The 19,196-nt window shown below is 38.2% G+C and carries 22 protein-coding genes and 2 pseudogenes; 9 read left to right on the top strand and 15 right to left on the bottom strand.

Annotated elements, in window-relative coordinates; genetic code table 11:
* Positions 1-70 precede the first annotated feature (70 nt).
* The 3 genes from LEUCM_RS04830 to LEUCM_RS04820 all read right to left on the bottom strand — a co-directional run bounded on the left by LEUCM_RS04830 (position 71) and on the right by LEUCM_RS04820 (position 2,882).
* Positions 71-805: an amino acid ABC transporter ATP-binding protein gene (locus tag LEUCM_RS04830; RefSeq protein WP_011375187.1), complete on the bottom strand. Its 735-nt coding sequence runs from the start codon at positions 803-805 to the stop codon at positions 71-73.
* A complete protein-coding gene (locus tag LEUCM_RS04825; protein WP_016265521.1) occupies positions 805-2,241 on the bottom strand; it encodes an amino acid ABC transporter substrate-binding protein/permease in 1,437 nt (478 codons plus the stop codon). Before LEUCM_RS04825 ends, LEUCM_RS04830 begins: the two co-directional genes overlap by 1 nt.
* Before the next feature lie 206 nt (positions 2,242-2,447).
* A complete protein-coding gene (locus tag LEUCM_RS04820; protein ID WP_025016081.1) occupies positions 2,448-2,882 on the bottom strand; it encodes a hypothetical protein in 435 nt (144 codons plus the stop codon).
* Positions 2,883-3,278: 396 nt separating this feature from the next.
* Here LEUCM_RS04820 and LEUCM_RS04815 point away from each other — a divergent pair, with 396 nt between their 5' ends.
* On the top strand, positions 3,279-3,689 hold the full coding sequence (locus tag LEUCM_RS04815; protein ID WP_025016082.1) for a peptide deformylase: 411 nt from the start codon (positions 3,279-3,281) through the stop codon (positions 3,687-3,689).
* 66 nt (positions 3,690-3,755) lie between these two features.
* Here LEUCM_RS04815 and LEUCM_RS04810 read toward each other — a convergent pair whose 3' ends face one another.
* Complete coding sequence (locus tag LEUCM_RS04810) at positions 3,756-4,676, bottom strand: IS30-like element ISLsa1 family transposase (RefSeq protein WP_011373852.1); 921 nt, start codon at positions 4,674-4,676, stop codon at positions 3,756-3,758.
* A gap of 448 nt (positions 4,677-5,124) precedes the next feature.
* Between LEUCM_RS04810 and LEUCM_RS04805 the strand changes: the two genes are divergently transcribed.
* The 4 genes from LEUCM_RS04805 to LEUCM_RS09865 are packed head-to-tail and all read left to right on the top strand — an operon-like array spanning position 5,125 to position 7,845.
* Positions 5,125-5,823: a LytR/AlgR family response regulator transcription factor gene (locus LEUCM_RS04805; RefSeq protein WP_025016510.1), complete on the top strand. Its 699-nt coding sequence runs from the start codon at positions 5,125-5,127 to the stop codon at positions 5,821-5,823.
* Entirely contained in the window at positions 5,816-7,144 is a 1,329-nt protein-coding gene (locus LEUCM_RS04800) for a sensor histidine kinase (RefSeq protein ID WP_025016509.1), read from the top strand. The genes LEUCM_RS04805 and LEUCM_RS04800 overlap by 8 nt, the downstream gene beginning before the upstream one ends.
* Before the next feature lie 16 nt (positions 7,145-7,160).
* Complete coding sequence (locus tag LEUCM_RS04795; protein ID WP_025016508.1) at positions 7,161-7,733, top strand: accessory gene regulator B family protein; 573 nt, start codon at positions 7,161-7,163, stop codon at positions 7,731-7,733.
* Entirely contained in the window at positions 7,708-7,845 is a 138-nt protein-coding gene (locus LEUCM_RS09865; RefSeq protein ID WP_011375194.1) for a hypothetical protein, read from the top strand. The genes LEUCM_RS04795 and LEUCM_RS09865 overlap by 26 nt, the downstream gene beginning before the upstream one ends.
* Before the next feature lie 200 nt (positions 7,846-8,045).
* Here LEUCM_RS09865 and galU read toward each other — a convergent pair whose 3' ends face one another.
* Positions 8,046-8,948 (bottom strand): UTP--glucose-1-phosphate uridylyltransferase GalU, encoded by a 903-nt coding sequence (galU, locus tag LEUCM_RS04790; RefSeq protein ID WP_056936491.1) that lies wholly within the window; start codon positions 8,946-8,948, stop codon positions 8,046-8,048.
* A 191-nt stretch (positions 8,949-9,139) separates the two neighbouring features.
* Between galU and LEUCM_RS04785 the strand changes: the two genes are divergently transcribed.
* Together LEUCM_RS04785 and LEUCM_RS04780 are read left to right on the top strand one after the other, a co-directional pair.
* Entirely contained in the window at positions 9,140-9,958 is an 819-nt protein-coding gene (locus LEUCM_RS04785; protein ID WP_025016507.1) for a hypothetical protein, read from the top strand.
* 204 nt (positions 9,959-10,162) lie between these two features.
* Positions 10,163-10,708 (top strand): sigma-70 family RNA polymerase sigma factor, encoded by a 546-nt coding sequence (locus LEUCM_RS04780; protein ID WP_025016506.1) that lies wholly within the window; start codon positions 10,163-10,165, stop codon positions 10,706-10,708.
* Positions 10,709-10,751: 43 nt separating this feature from the next.
* Here the strand turns inward: LEUCM_RS04780 and LEUCM_RS04775 are convergent.
* Positions 10,752-10,967, bottom strand: a pseudogene (locus tag LEUCM_RS04775) (nucleotidyl transferase family protein); the annotation flags it as partial.
* 93 nt (positions 10,968-11,060) lie between these two features.
* Here LEUCM_RS04775 and LEUCM_RS04770 point away from each other — a divergent pair.
* The gene (locus LEUCM_RS04770) at positions 11,061-11,981 is read left to right on the top strand and encodes an IS30-like element ISLsa1 family transposase (protein ID WP_011373852.1); all 921 of its coding nucleotides are present in this window, start codon (positions 11,061-11,063) and stop codon (positions 11,979-11,981) included.
* A 5-nt stretch (positions 11,982-11,986) separates the two neighbouring features.
* Here LEUCM_RS04770 and LEUCM_RS04765 read toward each other — a convergent pair.
* From LEUCM_RS04765 to LEUCM_RS04745, 4 genes and pseudogenes are all read right to left on the bottom strand, one after another.
* Positions 11,987-12,160: pseudogene (locus LEUCM_RS04765) on the bottom strand (sugar phosphate nucleotidyltransferase); the annotation flags it as partial.
* Between the two features lie 88 nt (positions 12,161-12,248).
* Positions 12,249-13,175 (bottom strand): IS3 family transposase, encoded by a 927-nt coding sequence (locus LEUCM_RS09980; protein WP_258421062.1) that lies wholly within the window; start codon positions 13,173-13,175, stop codon positions 12,249-12,251.
* Between the two features lie 17 nt (positions 13,176-13,192).
* Positions 13,193-13,444: an IS3 family transposase gene (locus LEUCM_RS04750; RefSeq protein WP_004270797.1), complete on the bottom strand. Its 252-nt coding sequence runs from the start codon at positions 13,442-13,444 to the stop codon at positions 13,193-13,195.
* Positions 13,445-13,677: 233 nt separating this feature from the next.
* Positions 13,678-14,652: a glycosyltransferase family 2 protein gene (locus tag LEUCM_RS04745; protein ID WP_025016528.1), complete on the bottom strand. Its 975-nt coding sequence runs from the start codon at positions 14,650-14,652 to the stop codon at positions 13,678-13,680.
* Positions 14,653-14,910: 258 nt separating this feature from the next.
* Here LEUCM_RS04745 and LEUCM_RS04735 point away from each other — a divergent pair.
* Positions 14,911-15,980, top strand: a protein-coding gene (locus LEUCM_RS04735; RefSeq protein ID WP_112234043.1) for an IS3-like element IS1163 family transposase whose coding sequence is annotated in 2 segments (ribosomal slippage) — positions 14,911-15,139 and positions 15,139-15,980 — 1,071 coding nt in all. Because the reading frame shifts where the segments join, the coding sequence is not laid out codon by codon here.
* Here LEUCM_RS04735 and LEUCM_RS04730 read toward each other — a convergent pair.
* From LEUCM_RS04730 to LEUCM_RS04710, 5 genes are all read right to left on the bottom strand, one after another.
* Positions 15,964-16,590 (bottom strand): glycosyltransferase, encoded by a 627-nt coding sequence (locus LEUCM_RS04730; RefSeq protein ID WP_096695391.1) that lies wholly within the window; start codon positions 16,588-16,590, stop codon positions 15,964-15,966. The genes LEUCM_RS04735 and LEUCM_RS04730 overlap by 17 nt on opposite strands.
* Before the next feature lie 50 nt (positions 16,591-16,640).
* Positions 16,641-16,895 carry a glycosyltransferase family protein gene (locus LEUCM_RS04725; protein ID WP_096695390.1) on the bottom strand — a complete coding sequence of 85 codons (255 nt, stop codon included), beginning with the start codon at positions 16,893-16,895 and terminating at the stop codon, positions 16,641-16,643.
* 13 nt (positions 16,896-16,908) lie between these two features.
* Positions 16,909-17,547, bottom strand: coding sequence for a sugar transferase (locus tag LEUCM_RS04720; RefSeq protein ID WP_241652827.1), 639 nt, complete (start codon positions 17,545-17,547; stop codon positions 16,909-16,911).
* 79 nt (positions 17,548-17,626) lie between these two features.
* Positions 17,627-18,370, bottom strand: a complete 744-nt coding sequence (locus LEUCM_RS04715; RefSeq protein WP_025016240.1) for a CpsD/CapB family tyrosine-protein kinase — start codon at positions 18,368-18,370, stop codon at positions 17,627-17,629.
* Positions 18,371-18,374: 4 nt separating this feature from the next.
* Positions 18,375-19,121 carry a YveK family protein gene (locus LEUCM_RS04710; protein ID WP_035148695.1) on the bottom strand — a complete coding sequence of 249 codons (747 nt, stop codon included), beginning with the start codon at positions 19,119-19,121 and terminating at the stop codon, positions 18,375-18,377.
* Positions 19,122-19,196: the final 75 nt, after the last annotated feature.

The following is a 19,196-nucleotide window of genomic DNA, read 5'->3' as shown; positions in this document are numbered from 1 at the left end:
ATCATAGCACGGACAACAAAAAAAGAGTTACCCAGTAATTTAAACCAGGTAACTCTTTAAACAGCTTTTTCTAAACATTCAATACCTTATTCAAGAAGTCCTTCGTTCTATCGTTTTGTGGGTTGCCGAAGACATCGTCTGGGGTGCCTTGTTCGACAATGTGCCCGTCTGCCATGAAGATGACACGATCAGCCACTTCTTTGGCGAAGCCCATTTCATGGGTAACAACGACCATCGTCATCCCTTCTTTGGCCAAGCGCTTCATTACTTCAAGGACGTCGCCGACCATTTCTGGATCCAGCGCTGATGTTGGTTCATCGAATAACAGAATATCGGGTTTCATCGCCAAGGCGCGCGCAATGGCGACCCGCTGTTTTTGACCACCTGAAAGTGAGCTTGGTTTGGCATCGTACTTATCAGATAAGCCGACTGTTTCCAAAAGATGTTTAGCCGTTTCTTTAGCTTCTTCTGGTGTCATTTTGCCCAGTTCAACAGGTGCTAGTGTGATATTTTCAGCAACGGTGAGATTTTTAAAGAGGTTAAAGTGTTGGAACACCATCCCAATTTTTTCCCGAATCTGGTTCAAATCGCTCTTACGATCACTAAGATTATAACCATCGACGATGATTTCGCCACTCGTTGGTTCTTCCAAACGGTTCAAACAGCGGAGAAAAGTACTCTTCCCAGAACCAGAAGGCCCAATCATAACAACCACTTCATTGTTGCCAACGGTTAAATCCAAATCCTTCAAAACTTCATTACTACCATAATTTTTAATGAGGTGGGACACTTCAATTCTATTCATTAGTTATTCATTCTCCTCTCGATATACTTCGATAACCATGTCAATAATGTAATCACAATCAAGTAAATCAACGCGATCATCCCCCAGATTTTGAAGCCTTCTAGGTTTCTAGCAATGATAATCTTGCCGGCTTGCGTTAATTCAACAATACCGATGATTGATAAGATCGAGGTATCCTTCAATGTGATGATGAATTGGTTAATAAAAGATGGCACCATAATCCGAATGCCTTGTGGTAAGATGACGCGACGCATTGCTTTGCCATATGGTAAGCCTAAACTACGGGCTGCTTCCATTTGACCAGCGCTAACGGCACCAATCCCACCTTTAACGAAGGCGGCTGTATAGGCCCCTTCATTGAACATCAGTGTAATCACACCAGCGACCATTGCGGGAATCTTTTGCCCCGTCAAACTTGGAATCCCCGTGTAGATGAATAAGGCTAAGACTAATAGTGGCAAGCCCCGGAAGATATAAATCACTGTATCCGAAACGGCCCGTGCAAATTTATTCGGTAACACGCCGAGTAAGCCGAAGAAGACACCGAAGATGGTTGCGAAGAAGATCGCGATGACCGTTAATAGTAATGTTTGACCTAAGCCATCTAAGATTGCGCCCTTATTTTCTTTTAATAAACCGAAGAAACTGTGATCAGCTTCTTTTTCGCTAGATGCTTTAGTATTTAAATATTTTGCTTGAATTTTAGCGTATTCGCCACTGGCTTTTAACTTCTTCAATCCCTTGTTGAATTTAGCAACTAACTCTGGGTTAGTGCCTTTCTTAACAGCGAATCCGTAGTCGCCGCCTTGAACTGGCTTCGTGACAATTTTCAAGCCTAAACCAGTCTTAATCCCGTATTGCATGACTGGTTCATCTTCGAAACAGGCTACTGAGTTACCGTTGACAACATCATTGTACATATTATCGGAATCGTCAAAAGTAACCGTTGTAAAGCCGTACTCTTTGGCCTTTGATTTTGCATAATCACCAGCAGCCGTCCCAGTCTTAATCGCGACCCGTTGGCCTTTCAACCCTTTTAAGCCAGTAATCTTACTGTCTTTTTTAACCGCCATGACAACGCCTGTGTGATAATAAGGATCCGCAAAATCAAATTTGGCTTTCCGTTCATCCGTAATTGTCATCCCGGCAATCACACCATCAATCTGTCCTGATTGGACCGCTTGAACGGCGGCATTAAAGCCGAGAGGTTGGATATTCACTTTGAAACCTTCTGATTTTGCGATGGCCTTCATGATATCAATATCAATCCCGACATACTTATTATCCTTATTCGCAAATTCGAACGGTGGATAAGTGACATCAGTTCCGATTTCATAAGTCTTCTCAGCCGCTTGCACTGATTGCACCTGTTGACTGCCAAATACAAACAGTCCCAGTAACAACAAACTACTCAAAAATAACGTTATTTTCTTCATTGTGAATCCTCCTCTATACCCTCTTACCGGTCATTAAAATTAAAAACTAATAAGTTTAGTTATAATGCTATACTCATAATTATAATCAAAAACACATACTTTGTCGAATTTTTATTCATTTTGTGCCTAAAAGATAAACTTTTTATTTATTCTAAATGCTAAAAAAGGCAATTAACCTACCCGGTTAACCACCTTTATTTCGAGCATTAGCCGAGTTTAACGACATCCGCCAATGCTTCATTAATTTGATGACAATAATCTTTTTGAATTTGTCGGATCTCCTGTAATTTTTCTAATATTAACGAATCGTTCTCTGTTTCAATGATTGATAACATTTTTTCAACACTTTCAGCGTATCCTCTAAAAGCTTCCTTTAACTGTTGATTAGTTTCAGTAAAATAACTTGGCGGATTAATACTTTCAATCAATTCCACAAAATGTCGCAAATTCACCAAATTCTTCTGGAAATACTTCTTCAAGGAATGCAGATTCTCATTAACCAAACATCTGCCTAATACGATATTACGGCAGGTTTGTGTGTATTCGTTAAAAACCGTATCAAATACTAATAATTTCTCAATGACCTGGTTGCAGCGCATGATATAAGTAACCGACGATAACGTTTCTGTTTGACTTAACATTTTATTATTTCTCCCCTCTATTGTTATAGAGCTTAAAGTCTTCCAAATTCTAATAGTTACCGTTATATATAATACGATAAACCGTTTATTAGCAATGTTAAGTGCTTTCTTTTTTTCTAATTTTTTACAATATAGACCATTAAGGCCATTTATATGACCGCTCGGTGTAATAGTTTACTAATACCACAAACAATAAACCACTAAATCTATCTTGCACTAGACCACTTTAATATTGATTAGCCTATTATAAAATTCAGCTCATATAAATTAAATTAAATTTTATAAATAAAATTATATTGTCAACCGTTATTTTGTCCCAATTTGGGCAGTTCGTGAATCACTTTGAGCAACATGATTCTGTTATAATAGGCTTATTAACTTGTGAGGAGTTTTTTTATGATTAAGCCGATTATGCATGATACCGAATTTTTGAGCCAGGTGGCCCTACCTGCCACAACTGCAGATACAGCAGTTATCACCGATTTAATTGATACATTACAAGCTAACACCGATCGTTGTGTCGGCATGGCTACTAATATGATTGGCGTTAATAAACGGATTATTATCGTCCAAATGGGGATTCTCCCTGTAATTATGGTCAATCCCAAGATTATCCGTCACAGCAACCCTTATCAAACTGAAGAAGGGTGCCTATCACTTGTTGGCCAACGTTCAACAAAACGGTATGAAACAATTGAAGTAAGCTATCAAGATCGCCAATTTAAAGCACAGCAACAAGCTTTTTCTGGCTGGGTAGCTCAAATTATCCAACATGAAATAGATCATTGTGAGGGCATCCTCATTTAATTCCTATTACACAGCCACTAGTCCGATTTGGTCTAGTGGCTTTTTTATATCAGGCAAATTACAAGTTTAATCCGAACAAGCCCGGAATCTTTCAATGGCAGTCTGTTGATGATGTATTTTTAATGGTCGTTGATTAATTAGTTCAAGTGCTGCTAGGATCTCATCAGTCGTTACTTGGCTAAAATTGGTCTTTTTCGGGAAGAACCAGCGTAACCGTCTATTAAAATATTCATTGGAACCTCGCTCCCATGGTGAATATGGATGGCAAAAATAAACTTTGATCTGATAATCCTGTTCTAAGGCCTGATAATTGGCAAACTCTTTACCATGATCAACAGTAATGGATTTTACTTGGGGACCGAAGGCCCCCATAAACTTGCCAAAGGCGGTGTTTAGAGCCTTAGCCGTTCTATTAGGGGCTTTGATGGCCCATAGAAGTCGGGTCTTACGTTCTACGAATGTAACCAGACATGATCGTGACTCACTTCGACTAGAAAGCACCGTATCTACTTCCCAATGACCAAAAGCTAACCGTTGATTAACAGTTGTTGGCCGTTGTTCGATGGAAGTCCCACTTGTAAATTTCCCACGATTTTCGCTCACTCGGTGCTGGCGGACATTCCGATTGGGTAGATCAGTCAATTTGAAGGGGAGCCAGCCACGATTAAGCCAATTATAAATTGACGCAGTGCTCAAGTTATAAGCGGCCGCAATGGTTTCTGGTGACCAGGTTAATCGTAAGTGATTGGTAATTAAAGTCGCTAATGCTGCCGTCAGCATCGAACGACGACCGCAATTCCGCCTTTTGCGATCTGCATCTTGCTGAGCTAATTCTGGATCATAAGGTTTAACTCGGTCCAACTCATAGCTAATCGTAGCTTTGGCGACGCCTAAGGCGTCAGCCATTACTTGGTAAGATTTATTCCCCTCATTGACCAGTTGTGCTAGTGCGCCACGTTGAAAACGTGATAAAGTAGATGTACCCAAAGTAATCACTCCCTATATTGGTTGGAATTAGCTACTACCATTGTAAGTGATTGCTTTGGGCTTTTTAATTTCTGTTCGGATTAATTATAGAATTTGCCATCACTAAAAATTTTTTTAATTAATTTAAATTAATTAAAAAATTAAATTCGGATATTATACTATTTGCCGTCTAAAAAATCAGCTTAGTTCTAGCATTTAATTTAATTTATTTTCGAAACAAAAATTACCGTTGCGACATTTATATTAACCGTTCAAGTAATTAGCGCTTTTAACAATCGTCTTTTAACGCCATATTAATGACTTAAAAGGGCATAATAATAGCCATTTTTGGTAAAAACGTGACAGGTTAAAGATGCTATTTTATTAAGAATAGTGATAGAATATTAAATAATCAAGTAATATAAGGAGCACTTTTAATGTTAAATATTGCATTTTGTGACGATAATCAGTGTTTTCTAAAAAAATCACTCAAGAAATCGATCGATCATTAGCCATCAAAGCAACTTATCAGACTTTTACAAATGCAACCGACCTACTCGATGCCTTTAAACCCGGTGTATTCGACGCCCTTTTTATCGACATTTATATGCCCAAAATTAATGGTAAAATGTTAGCCCACAAAATTCGCAATCTTGATAAGCGGGTAAAAATTATTTTTGTCACCCGTTATGAACAAGAAATTCTAAATACCCTGCAATATGATATCTATGATTTTCTACCTAAAGATCATCTCAGTGAGCGCATTGATAATTTGCTGGCACGGCTGAGTCGCTCTGTGGCTTTTGAAAATAGCAAATATCTTAGACTGAAACTACGCGAAACAACTGGTGAAGAACTCTATAAAAAAGTCTATCTTGATGACATTATTTACGTTCAATCACTCAATCGGAAGGTTTATCTCCATCTGGCCGATCAAACCCAATTTGAACTTATCGGTTATACCTTCCAAGAAATAACAGATTCGCTAGTTGAAAAGGGATTTCTGAGGACACATCGGAAATTCTCCGTTAATCCAATTTTTATTAATGAAATTAAAAACACCAGCATCCTAATGGATAATGGTGAAGAACTAGATTTAAGCCGTCGACGAAAAAAAGAAGTTCAAGAAGCATTTATATGCGGTATACGGGGGATTCTCAGTGACTAATCTAATTATCTACGTTACACCGACTGTGATTGAAGTGACCATCCTTTATGTACTATTGATTTTATTTTTAAATACGCGTTTTATTCAACGAAGCCGGGCGATTGCTGTGCTAATCACACTCATTGCGATAGATTCATACCTTACTATTTTTATCTCTGAATCAATACCATATATCCGTGCACTGCTAATCCCCATCGCTGTCAGCCTTTCATCAATATTACTATTTAAAGATAAAATAATTAAAATCTTTTACTTTGTTGCATTAGGTTACTATTTTGTTTATTTCTCTGATATTTTTTCTGGGTTAATACTCTCCAACCTTCTCAATAAAAATATCCTACAAGTTATCGACGTTACAGATTTTTATGGCATCCTATTCTATATTCTGACGAAGTCGATCATGTTGCTTCTAATTTATGGCTACTACCACTTTTTCAATAAACTGAATTTAAATATCTCATATCACTATTTGATGATTATGAATTGTATTTTAATCATTGGTGCCATCCTAATTGACAATTTCATGTCCATCATCAGTGGCAACTTACAACTTAACAATACGGGCCCGTTATCCCATAAAATACTAATTATGGTTATTTTACTCAATATCACTATCTGCTTAACGATTTACCTATTTTCACAACTAAGCCTCTACTATCAAAATCGTGAATTTGAACTTAACCTTCAAGCGACTTCTACTGTCTTAAAAAACGAAATTAAAATTCAAAATAAAAAAGAACTTGAACTCAGTCATATGCGGCATGACTTTAAAGAAAACATTATGTCAATCAAATATATGATTGAAAATGAGCTTGATACTGAAGCCATTAATTATGTCAACCAGATTACAGGGCAATTGGAGAAGGTTAAAGCCCAGGTTTTAACCGGGAATGTCTATATTGATGCCGTTTTAAACAACAATATTCAACTATGTGCTTCTAAGGATATCGAACTCTCACTTAAAGTGGACCAAGTCCAGACTGAATCGTTAGAACCCGTTTCTCTTTCCAACATCCTGATCAACTTATTGAAAAATGCCGTTGCCGCAACAGAAAAACTACCGCCCGAAAAAAGAAAAATCAGTGTCAAAATTTTTGAATATAAACATAAACTGGTATTAATTGTTAATAACTCTCATGCCGAAACTCATTTAGGCAACAAAATTAATCTTTCTAACAAAGGTTGGTTTAAACATGAACCACATGGCTTAGGCATTAATATTATTAAAAAGAGTATTGATCGACTCCATGGTGACTATAAAATAGCCTATGACGAAACACACTTCGATATGCTCGTTTTATTACCGATTGATCAAGACTAATAATGGAGGTATTGGCTTGGAAAACCTTACAAAAATGATTACTAATCTACTCGTTAGAAAAAAAGTGATTTCAGCAGACGAACAAGTCTTCTACAATTATGGCGTTGAGCTAACAATTAATGAGTTTTTGATTACGGCCTCCATCTTATTATTTGGGCTCAGCACTCATCAATTTTGGCTCACTGTCGGTTATGTGATTCTCTTTAGAATCATTCATACACAAACCGGCGGCTATCACTGTCGGACCTATTTAAATTGTTATCTGACATCCGCTTCTCTGGCTATTGTTGCCATCTATCTCGCGCAATGGCTATTATTCAATACCACTGTCGCGATTATTTTCTCGCTTCTATCAGCCCTTGCTTTCTGGTTTGGAACACCGCTTATAGAAGATAAACGTGTTAAAAATGAAAAATTTAAGCGTAATCGGATCACAATTGCCGCTTTCTGCTTATTCTCAGTTTTGTGTCTATGCTTCAACTTTTTAGTCATCCCGATTGGTGCCGCAACACTGGCAACTTTAGTGCTAGTCACAATATCCCATTTAAAGGAGGTGATATCTCATGAAAAAAGTCCTAAATTACGTTAGAGAAGCCATCGTATTAAAGATGCGCTTAAACTCAAAAACTGTTTCTGCAGGCTGGAGCTACGAAGTTAAAAAACCAGCTGAATTAGACAAATACCTAAAGAGTATTGACTAATTCATTACAAAAAAAGATCCCGTCAATGACGAGATCTTTTTTTATGCTCAATTACTAACCGCGATGGTCAGCACTCTTCACTTAAACGTGCTTCCTATCGCAATAATTTCCGCTTAATCTAAAATTAGCATTAATCCTAAAACCTGGATTAATGCCAATTTTTAATTAATGCTCAATTACTAACCGCGATGGTCAGCACTCTATTTATTTTCTTTCTTTTCACTTTGTTTTAATTCTTCACCCAATTTGATAATATATTTCTTCAAATCATCTTTGACTTCTGGGTGTTTCAAACCGTATTCAATACTTGTTTCTAAGTAACCGAACTTGTTACCAACATCGTAACGACGGCCCTTGAATTCGTGGGCGAAGACGCGTTGTGTCTTGTTCAATTCGTCGATAGCATCTGTTAATTGAATTTCGCCACCAAGGCCTGGTTTTTGATTTTCTAGGACATCAAAAATTTCCGGTGTTAATAAGTAACGACCGATAATGGCTAAATCACTAGGTGCCTTATCAACATCTGGCTTTTCAACGAAGTTCTTAACATTGTATAAATCATCTTTAACCTTGTTTTCAGGGTTAATGACACCATACTTATCAACTTCGCTGTGTGGCACTTTCATAACAGCCAATTGTGAGGCATGTGTTTCTTCATATTCATTAATTAATTGTTTGCTCAATGGCACTTCATCTTCCATCAAGTCATCACCTAACATGACAACGAAAGGTTCGTCAGCCACGAAAGACTTCGCAAGACGAACAGCATCCCCTAAACCATTAGGATGTGATTGGCGAATGAAATAGAGGTTAACGCCCATGTCAGTGGTTTCATTGACCATCTTCAACATCTTCGTCTTATTCTTAGCTTTTAAGTTTTGTTCCAGCTCAGGTGCTGAATCGAAGTGATCTTCGATTGGCCGTTTGCCCTTACCAGTAATAATTAAAATATCTTCGATACCTGAAGCTTTTGCTTCTTCAACGATAAATTGGATCGTTGGTTTATCAACAATTGGCAACATTTCTTTGGCCATTGCTTTAGTGGCTGGTAAGAAACGTGTCCCTAAACCGGCTGCTGGAATAACTGCTTTGCGTACTTTCATTTAAAGAATCCCCCATTAATCATAGTCTAATCATAGTATGCCATACTCAGGCCGATTTGTGACCCTTAGACGCTCAAAAATGAGAAAAATATTAATATATTAACATCTATTTGTTAATAGAATCACATTAAATTTGTAAGCGCTTGTTAATGTTTGCTATCCTCAATTGAATAGTTTATTAGGAGGTTTCTATGTTACTACATACGCGTACCGTCCCGCTCCAACACACAGTTTGTCCAGATTGCCTACCTTTAATCAAAACCGTCGATTATGATCTGCGCTTTCGTGAATCAATTAGTTGCCCGTATATCAACCATTATCGTATTAATTCCGATACCATGTTGCTAGCGACTAATAAACATCGCAGTTTAATTATCAGTCGTAACAACGGCCTGCAAGCGACGCCCCTTTCAACCCGCAAATTAATGCGCCAGTATAACCGTCAACAACTCATTGATTTCTCACAAATGCGACACATCTATCATAACTTCGGCCACCTACGGAAACTACCGCAAATTAACGGTGAATACCAATTTCTACCGCTTAGTGGCACTGCCCATCAAAACGCGAGTTGGTTAGCGCTACACTACGTTAAATACTACGAACAAGCTGGTGATCATCTGCGGATTACTTTCCTGAATGAAACAAATTGCGAACTCCTCTACAAAGGACGTCAGTTAGAGACCGAAATTCATCAATGTGCCGCAATCGGCCGGATTCTACGCACGAGCCTCGGGATTTGCGCAACTAACTTCGGCTATACCATCGAACTGCAATCTTGCTTTAACAGTAGTATTATCCATAGCTATGATTACTGTCATTGCCAATTATGTAGCATGGTACCGAATAACCCACAACAATTGATTCGGCTCCTAGATGACTTAGAAATTCACAAATCAAATTATATCTACCAAGCGGCCATACAAGAATACAAGGAATATCCGATTCATGAATTTAGCTGGTATTTACAAGGTGTGCCCGGTTTTATCAGGAAATTACGCGATTTATAAAACACCCGAAATATTGGCTTTTCACCGATTTTCAAGGTTAAATAATACTTGTTTCAGAAATTACTACTTACGAATTCCTATAAAACCAACGTTTCATTCTGATTAATCATCAAAAACGGTCGTTATTCTTTTGACCGCTAAGTCGTTATAGTGAACTTACCGGGAAAATTCACTGCGAGCTCGCGGCCTAAAGGATGAGACACAATGACCAAATCTAACCAAGCCGCTTTTAACCTCTTACTCCAAGACGACAACTTTATTTACGGGGCGCTCAAATCACTCCATATTAATCGTTATCACGAGAATTTCGATGATCTCTACCAAGAAGCCATCCTGACCTTCATTGATGCCTATCAGCGCTTTCCAGGCGATCCTGAGACCCGAGAGCACGAATTCATCGTCTACGCTTACCAAGCGATTAAATGGGCCACGATGCGACACTTCAGACAAGAAAACGGCCGGAACAAACAAATCGGTTTCGTTAACCGTCTATCTGAAGACGATGCCCTAATGGACTACCTCGACCAAATCAGTGATCCCCACTGCGACCCAGATAATGCCGTCATCTATAACGACCTCTTCGAAAAACTCTATCAGGTCTGCGACCCGCGTGAACGTCGCTTCCTAGTCCTACGCTACTTTGCCAACGCCAGCCTAAAAGAAATCGCCGTGGACTTAAACATCACGCGGCGAACGGCTAATAATATTAAATTTAGGGTGCAGAAGGAGTTTAGTAAGTTGTTAATCTAATAAAAAATAAAAGGCCTCTCGTAAGAATGAGAGACCTTTTATTTTAGTTGATGTTCAAATCGTTTTTAATTTTACTTGTTGAAATACCTTCTGTTCTTGGTAAGTAGATTACTTCACATTGATCTTTTAGGAAGTCAAATTGACCTTTCCAATCATCACCCATGACAAATGTATCAATATCATACTTAGCAACGTCAGTTTTCTTTTGTTCCCAATCTGTTTCTGGAATCACTTCATCAACATATTTAATAGCTGGCAAATTCTATAATTAATCCGAACAGAAATTAAAAAGCCCAAAGCAATCACTTACAATGGTAGTAGCTAATTCCAACCAATATAGGGAGTGATTACTTTGGGTACATCTACTTTATCACGTTTTCAACGTGGCGCACTAGCACAACTGGTCAATGAGGGGAATAAATCTTACCAAGTAATGGCTGACGCCTTAGGCGTCGCCAAAGCTACGATTAGCTATGAGTTGGACCGAGTTAAACCTTATGATCCAGAATTAGCTCAGCAAGATGCAGATCGCAAAAGGCGGAATTGCGGTCGTCGTTCGATGCTGACGGCAGCATTAGCGACTTTAATTACCAATCACTTACGATTAACCTGGTCACCAGAAACCATTGCGGCCGCTTATAACTTGAGCACTGCGTCAATTTATAATTGGCTTAATCGTGGCTGGCTCCCCTTCAAATTGACTGATCTACCCAATCGGAATGTCCGCCAGCACCGAGTGAGCGAAAATCGTGGGAAATTTACAAGTGGGACTTCCATCGAACAACGGCCAACAACTGTTAATCAACGGTTAGCTTTTGGTCATTGGGAAGTAGATACGGTGCTTTCTAGTCGAAGTGAGTCACGATCATGTCTGGTTACATTCGTAGAACGTAAGACCCGACTTCTATGGGCCATCAAAGCCCCTAATAGAACGGCTAAGGCTCTAAACACCGCCTTTGGCAAGTTTATGGGGGCCTTCGGTCCCCAAGTAAAATCCATTACTGTTGATCATGGTAAAGAGTTTGCCAATTATCAGGCCTTAGAACAGGATTATCAGATCAAAGTTTATTTTTGCCATCCATATTCACCATGGGAGCGAGGTTCCAATGAATATTTTAATAGACGGTTACGCTGGTTCTTCCCGAAAAAGACCAATTTTAGCCAAGTAACGACTGATGAGATCCTAGCAGCACTTGAACTAATTAATCAACGACCATTAAAAATACATCATCAACAGACTGCCATTGAAAGATTCCGGGCTTGTTCGGATTAAACTTGTAATTTGCCACCATAATAGATGTTGTCGCCCAAGATTAAGCATACTGAATCATCGCCGATGAAATCCGCCCCAATCACGAAAGCTTCTGCCAAACCATTGGGGTGTTCTTGAACGGCGTATTCGATGTTTAACCCCAAATCATTGCCGTTGCCAAATAACTCTTTGAACCGTGGTGGATTGAAGTCAATATTTGAGACAGATTTTAAGAGACATTCAGAACCGCGTTTACCTTCCACAGCTCAAATAAATCATTAATCGCGATTAATAACTTATTTGAACCCTGGAAAGCATTAAATCAGGCGGCCATTTGGCTCGTAAGTGTTGCAATTTCAACTTGTAAGGGGGTCTGGTAGCCCAGTGAACTATGAATTCTCTTCCTATTGTAGAAAGCATGTTGTAGAAAGCATGCACATATTCAAAAAGGACGGCAGCGGCAGTTTCATAATCTTCAAAGACCGGCACTGGATAAACACATTCCTTTTTGAGGGAAGCGTGAAAGGATTCCATTGGCGCATTATCATACGGACAACCCTTACGGCTGTATGCGTGGCGGATATGTAGCTCAGTTAAACGTTGATTGTAATCATCGCTGGTATACTGTGATCCTAAATCCGTATGGATAATCAGGTCCCCAGTAATGGTTCGATTTTTAACTGCGCTTTCAAGGGCCTTTAAGACTAAATCAGTAGCCATCTTTTTTGAGAACGAATAGCCGATAATCCGTCGTGAGTGCAGGTCCATGATGGTTGATAAGTAACACCAGCCATTACGCTTCGTTTGAATATAGGTCATATCAGCGGTCCATTTTTGATTTAAACCAGTGGTCGAGAAATCCTGCTTAAGCAAGTTGGGACGCTGTTCAACCTTGGTTTTGGAAGCCGAAGCCGCTTTCCACTTATTGACGGTAACGGAGTGGCTATCCAGTTCCTTCATGAGCCGGGAAATCCGTCGTGGACTGCACCGAAGCTGCAGTGGTTGAAGTTCCAGATTCAATTCATGGTGGATCTTCATAACACCGTATCGCTGCTTAAATTCCGCAAAGATCCGCAGAATCCGTTGTTTCAAGCCCGCATCTTCGGCCCGGCGTTTTGAAGGTTTGGGGGATCGATAACGATAATACTGAGCTCTGGAAACACCGAGGATTCGGCACATCTTGGTTACCTGGTGGTGATGGCTTTCTTGGTGAATGTAATCAAAGATATTGGTTACTTCTGCGCAAGGAAGCCCAGGGCTTTTTTTAGGATTTCGTTCTCCTCAGACAGCGAAGCCAGTCGCTTTTCCATCGCTTTGATTTTGTCTGGCGATTTACCGGATTGAGTTTTGGCCTGGCCCTGGATCCACTTATGAACTGTTGAATAGCCAATGCCATATTCTCTGGCCAGTTGGGCAGCTGATTCGCCTTGCTTATATAGGTTGATAATGTTTTGCTTGAATTCTTTGTCGTAACGAGTTGGCATGTAAAAATTCCTTCCTTTTGAGAGATGATTTATTCATTATACCCTCTCTTAAAAGTTGTCTCAGGAATCAGCTTACATCCACTCCTTTATGATGTATTATATCGAACAGTTTGTCCGTAATTCCATCATAGGAGCCACTAGATTATGCCGTATCACATTAAACCGATAAGCGACTTTATTTAGTAATGGTAATCGTTTAAGAATCTTTGCTATTACAGATAATAATTTTATATTCATTTTGAATTCTCTCTATATAGTTTAAATATTTTGAAGTACATATTCTTCCCCAATATAGAAATATACGCAGCTAAAAACGTCTTTTTATTTTCCACTTTTTTAAATATTAGTCTCCGTCTATTAGTGCGAATAAGGTTCCAAAGCAAATCAATACTCTCTTTATTTTTATTTCTATCTGATTCCATAGCTTGCATAAAAACATTAGAATACGCAGATAATAATTTACTTGATAATGGCACTAAAAGATCAGGATATGTTGACATTATTACCCCTTCCAATAATTGTCCTCTTTCAATAATATCAAGTTTCTTACTGTTGAATTCTTTATTAACAATGCTGTCTTTTCGCTGGAAGTAGTAATAATCTTCAACGTCAATCATTGCGATACTTGAAGCCTTACTAAATAGTTCATGAGTTATCGGAATATCTTCATACAAAAGCCCAACTGGATATTTTAGATTATCAAAATATCCAACTGGATACATTTTCCCCCAAGCCTCATTGTCCGGATTTTGGTACAGTATCTTCTTAATTGCATCACCCGGAGAAAGTAGACTTTGTGACCGAATTATATTTCTTGTATTAATGTAGTCACTACAGTAATTTGAAACAATCAGTCTATTAACTAGCGAAATATTTGCTCCCATTTGAATACCCGAATACAAATCTTCAATATAGAATTTAGACACAAAATCATCTCCATCTATAAACACAACATAATTCCCAGAAACAATCTCTAGACCACTGTTTCTAGCTGAACTTAACCCACCATTTTCAGTACGCCTGTATCTTACTCTTTCATCCCTACCCGCGAATTTTTTTATCCTTTCCGCAGTTGAATCGGTTGATCCATCGTCTATACAAATAATTTCTATATTTTTATATGTTTGTTTCAGAGTCGATTCAATACATCGGTCAACATAATCTTCAACATTGTAAAACGGAATAATAATTGATATTTTCTCGTCCACTATTTTAATTACCTCTTAAAATATATATTTTCATACTGTTCCACCATTCTTATTATGGAGTATTCTTTTTCTACACTTTTTTTTGCATTTTCTTTTATTTGATCTACCGCAATGCTAGATAGACTCATATCAATCTTTTTATAGAAACTACTTTCGTCATCGCACAAGAACCCATTATAATGCTCCTACCCTAGTATTTGGTACATAAATTTCTGAACAGTTGTGCCATAATTAATAAAACAAGATAGGAGCATTCCAATGAAACGATATCAAGATGATTTTAAAGCCAGCATTGTGAAGATGCATCGTGAAGAGAAAAGATCTATTCGCTCGCTTTCCGAGGAATACGGTGTTTCTCCAGCCGCAATTCATAACTGGGTTAAAGGCGCTAAATCAGTTGAGCTAGAAGACGGTACTGAAGTAACGTCCAAAGAATTCAAACAACTTCAAAAGGAAAATCAGCGATTAAAGGAGGAACTCGAAATTTTAAAAGCTGCGGCGGTGTTACTGGGAAAGCATTAGGACGAATTAATTGCCTTGTCTTCATAGAAGATCAGTTATTGCGACACCGCTTATCAATTATTCTTTCGGCACTGAAATTACCGCGCAGCACCTATTACCATTGGAAAAGATATCAACCTAGTCAACACGAACGTGTTGATAATCAACTCAAAGAAAAAATTAAATTGATTTGGGAAAATAATTATCGTGCCTATGGTTATCCACGAATAACGATGGTGCTTCGCAAGTCAGGCATCTGTGTTGGGTCAAAACGAATTTTACGATTAATGAGGGAAATGGAGATTCACTCTTTAATGAATCGGCGATTTAAAAAACCTGGCACTCATGTGGATCATTCACAACGCCCCAATTTAATCAAGCACCAGCCCAATGCAAGGATATGGCGTGCTGACATTACTTATTTGGAATTACGTCCAGGAACCTGGGTTTATCTCAGTTCTATTTACGAACCAAAGGTTCATCAAGTTCTTGCTTTCAAGATTGGTCGTCAGATGGAGGCGACGTTAGTTGTAGAAACGATTAATCAGGCGCTTGAATATCATCAAAAGCCACAATATTTTCACTCTGACATGGGTTCACAGTACACCAGCAACGAAGTTGAAACTTTACTTGAACGGCATCAGATTAGCCACTCATACTCAAAACAAGGTTATCCTTATGATAATGGGCCAATTGAAGCTTTTCACTCATTGTTGAAGAGAGAGTTTGCCTTTCAAACAACTTTTTCCAATTTTGAGGACTTGGTAATCCGAACCTCAAATTACATCAGTTGGTTTAATTCCGACAGAATTAGAACGAGTGTTTAGAAAAAGATGTGCCATTTATTGACATAGGAGCATAATTATCCAGAATCGTATCATTATTACCTATTATGTTAGTTACAAAAGCTATTTTTTCATAGTACATAGCCTCAAGTAATGAAATTGATAATCCTTCCCATTTAGATGTTAATAAAAAGAAACGATATGGTTGAATTAACTTCAAAACATCACGTCTATCCATCCAACCTGTAACAGTGATATTTTTAGCATTAAGTGTGTGCTTCAAACTTCCATCACCGATCCACACAAACTTTTTATTTGGAAATTCACCTGCTATTTTATTAAACATCACAGGATTCTTTTGCTCTTCAATACGGCCAATTGTGAAATAAACATCTTCCGTATTGGAATGTTCATTGTAAAATTTCCGCAAATAATTTGTATTGATTGCATTATTTACATACGTAGATTTTTTGGTTACCCTTTGACTCTCGTCATATTCACCTTTACTACATGCTATTGTTATAGCTTTATTCCCTAATAACTTTTCTACCAATAAATAGATATTCTTTTTCAATCGGCTTTCATTCTTCATTAAAAATGAATAACCGTGAGGTGTATAAAACATTTCACTCGTTCTATTACTATTCAACATTCTCCCTAGAGCTCCTGCCTTAGAAGAATGTAAATGAATAATATCAGGATTTATTTTTTTAAATTTCCCTTAATTTCCTTAAGAGCGTTATAGTCCTTTACAATAGAGACTTCTCTCGTAAAATGTTTAATTTCAATCATCTCAATATTCGAATTAAAGTAATTTTCCAGGTCGATTGGTGTTTGATCTCTTTTTCCATATAGAATGGAAACTTCATATCGATCAGACATTCCATTACATAATTCTGATAAATATGTCAACACTCCTCCACCTAAAGCTTCTACAACATGCACAATTTTTTTCATATAAGTCTCCCCTTTAATACGCATCATTTGGCATTACCATGATTTTAACAGTTCTAAAAAGGATGCCTAAATCATAAACCAAACTACTCTTTTTAATATATTTTAAATCTAATTCAACCATTTCATGAAAACCAATACTATTCCGCCCACTGACTTGCCATAAACCTGTACAACCAGGTTTAACCATGAGTCGTTGCCAGTCATAATCGGTATACTCTTTAATTTCCCGTTCTAAAGGTGGTCGTGGGCCAACCAATGTCATGTCACCAATTAGGACATTCCACAGTTGCGGTAACTCATCAATACTATATTTACGAATGAACTTACCAACCTTAGTAATGCGCGGGTCTTCCTTCATTTTAAACATCGCACCTTCGACCTCGTTGTACTTCAACAGATTCTTTAATTTTTCATCTGCATCCGTACACATTGAGCGGAATTTGTACATTTTAAACGTTCGCTGTTTTAATCCTAAGCGCGTTTGCGAGTAAAAAACACCGCCCGCAGGATCATCCATTTTGATCAAAATCGCAAGCACGAGAAAAAGCGGGCTCAGTAGGATTAGTCCTATCGAACTCGCTATGATATCGAAAATTCTTTTGATAATACGATAACCATACCGTTGATCAATAACAGCTTGGTTAAAAAGCATGACTTGGCGTGTATTCTCGACCTCTATCGCTTTATCAAGGTTCTGCTTTTGTACTTCCATATTTTTCCCCCCAGGTTTATTACTTTATTTCCTCTGCTCCATAGTACCCACCATAATAACCGCCATAGTAGCCACCCGTATTTTCTGCTTTAACGCGATTCATAATTGTTCCTAAAATTCGTGCATGAACAACCTCTAAAAGTTCTTTTGCCTTGGCAACCGAACCCTTTTCAACAATCCCTTGTGGTACCACCAGAATTGTCCCATCAACTTTGCTAGCAAGGATTTGTGCATCCGTCACCGATACTACAGGCGGTACATCAAAAATCACTAAATCAAAATGCTTTGTTAACTCTTGGATTAATTTATCCATCTTCTTCGTATTTAATAGTTCTGATGGATTTGGTGGAACCACACCGCATGGTAGAACAAATAAATGATCAACTGGTGTTTTTTGAATCGTCGTATTAAAATCGAATTTATCTCCTGTCAATAAGGATGTTAAGCCCTTTTTGTTAGGTACTTGGAAGGTTTGATGAACCGTTGGGCGGCGCATGTCTGCATCCACTAACAACACATTAACCCCTTGATCAGCCCAAGTAACTGCAACGTTCGCACTAACCGTGGACTTGCCTTGTAATGGGCCAGCAGATGTGAAGACAACACTCCGTAATTTTTGATCAATTGACGAGAATTGAATATTCGTTCGAACCGTTCTGAATTGTTCCGCAATGACTGAAGTCGGTTCCGTTAACGTAATTAAGCCAACCCCTTCTTTCATACTTGCTTGATCTAAACTCTTTTCTTTTTTAAATAAGCCCATTTCCCTATCCTCTTCTCGATAAGCGACTGCTACTTACGTTGACAATCGCTTTTTTAATCAAATCTTTATCAGCAATATTATTGACAATTCCTAAACTGGTTAAACCGAGTTCCTGCGTTAAGAAACTTTCTTCTTTAACCGTCTTATCCATTAATTCCCGTACAAAGGCAATCCCAACGCCTAATAATACCCCTAGCACCAGACCAATTAAGACGTTCAAGTTCTTTTTAGGTGACACTGGTGTTAAATTCGGTTTGGCTTCTGAAATGATTGAGACATTGTCAGTCCCACTCATAATTTTCGGTGCTTTTTTCTGGAATGTTCGTGCTGTTGTATTGACAATATCTACCGCAGTATAGGCGTTATCAGACTTAGCCGTGATTGAGAAGACTTGCGAATTTTGATTATTAGCAACACTAAGCATGCTAGCAAGTTCACCAGCAGTAAGTTTGTGGCCATCCCCCTTATTCATCTTACTTGCCACTGAATCCATAATAACTGGTTTCGTAATTAAGTCTTTATAGGTGTTAATCATCTGAACATCAGCTTGCACCTGATTCAGCTGTGCACCAACATCTGTACTTTGTTTACGATTAACTAAGAGCTCAGTTGAAGCACTATATTGTGGTGTAATGAAGAAAAACGTAACAATGATTGCTAACAGCGTACATACAACCGTTGATGATAGAATAAGGCGGCGATACTTTCGTAAAATGCTGAAAATCTGTTCAATATTAATCGTTTGCTCCATGATACCCTCCAAAATTAATTAACAATTATAATTACTTTACTCCACGCTGAAAGAAGTTAACCATCACTGGTTAGC

Source organism: Latilactobacillus sakei subsp. sakei DSM 20017 = JCM 1157 (assembly GCF_002370355.1).
Classification (GTDB): domain Bacteria; phylum Bacillota; class Bacilli; order Lactobacillales; family Lactobacillaceae; genus Latilactobacillus; species Latilactobacillus sakei.
Note: the sequence above shows the minus strand (reverse complement) of the source record. Positions and strands in the feature narration are given on the sequence as shown.

Bases quoted from the DNA above. Each gene is read 5' to 3' on its own strand.
- LEUCM_RS04830 (WP_011375187.1), bottom strand. From the start codon at position 805: ATGAATAGAATTGAAGTGTCCCACCTCATTAAAAATTATGGTAGTAAT.
- LEUCM_RS04825 (WP_016265521.1), bottom strand. From the start codon at position 2,241: ATGAAGAAAATAACGTTATTTTTGAGTAGTTTGTTGTTACTGGGACTG.
- LEUCM_RS04820 (WP_025016081.1), bottom strand. From the start codon at position 2,882: ATGTTAAGTCAAACAGAAACGTTATCGTCGGTTACTTATATCATGCGC.
- LEUCM_RS04815 (WP_025016082.1), top strand. From the start codon at position 3,279: ATGATTAAGCCGATTATGCATGATACCGAATTTTTGAGCCAGGTGGCC.
- LEUCM_RS09865 (WP_011375194.1), top strand. From the start codon at position 7,708: ATGAAAAAAGTCCTAAATTACGTTAGAGAAGCCATCGTATTAAAGATG.
- galU (WP_056936491.1), bottom strand. From the start codon at position 8,948: ATGAAAGTACGCAAAGCAGTTATTCCAGCAGCCGGTTTAGGGACACGT.
- LEUCM_RS04785 (WP_025016507.1), top strand. From the start codon at position 9,140: ATGTTACTACATACGCGTACCGTCCCGCTCCAACACACAGTTTGTCCA.
- LEUCM_RS04780 (WP_025016506.1), top strand. From the start codon at position 10,163: ATGACCAAATCTAACCAAGCCGCTTTTAACCTCTTACTCCAAGACGAC.
- LEUCM_RS04750 (WP_004270797.1), bottom strand. From the start codon at position 13,444: ATGCCAACTCGTTACGACAAAGAATTCAAGCAAAACATTATCAACCTA.
- LEUCM_RS04730 (WP_096695391.1), bottom strand. From the start codon at position 16,590: ATGTTGAATAGTAATAGAACGAGTGAAATGTTTTATACACCTCACGGT.
- LEUCM_RS04725 (WP_096695390.1), bottom strand. From the start codon at position 16,895: ATGAAAAAAATTGTGCATGTTGTAGAAGCTTTAGGTGGAGGAGTGTTG.
- LEUCM_RS04720 (WP_241652827.1), bottom strand. From the start codon at position 17,547: ATGCTTTTTAACCAAGCTGTTATTGATCAACGGTATGGTTATCGTATT.
- LEUCM_RS04715 (WP_025016240.1), bottom strand. From the start codon at position 18,370: ATGGGCTTATTTAAAAAAGAAAAGAGTTTAGATCAAGCAAGTATGAAA.
- LEUCM_RS04710 (WP_035148695.1), bottom strand. From the start codon at position 19,121: ATGGAGCAAACGATTAATATTGAACAGATTTTCAGCATTTTACGAAAG.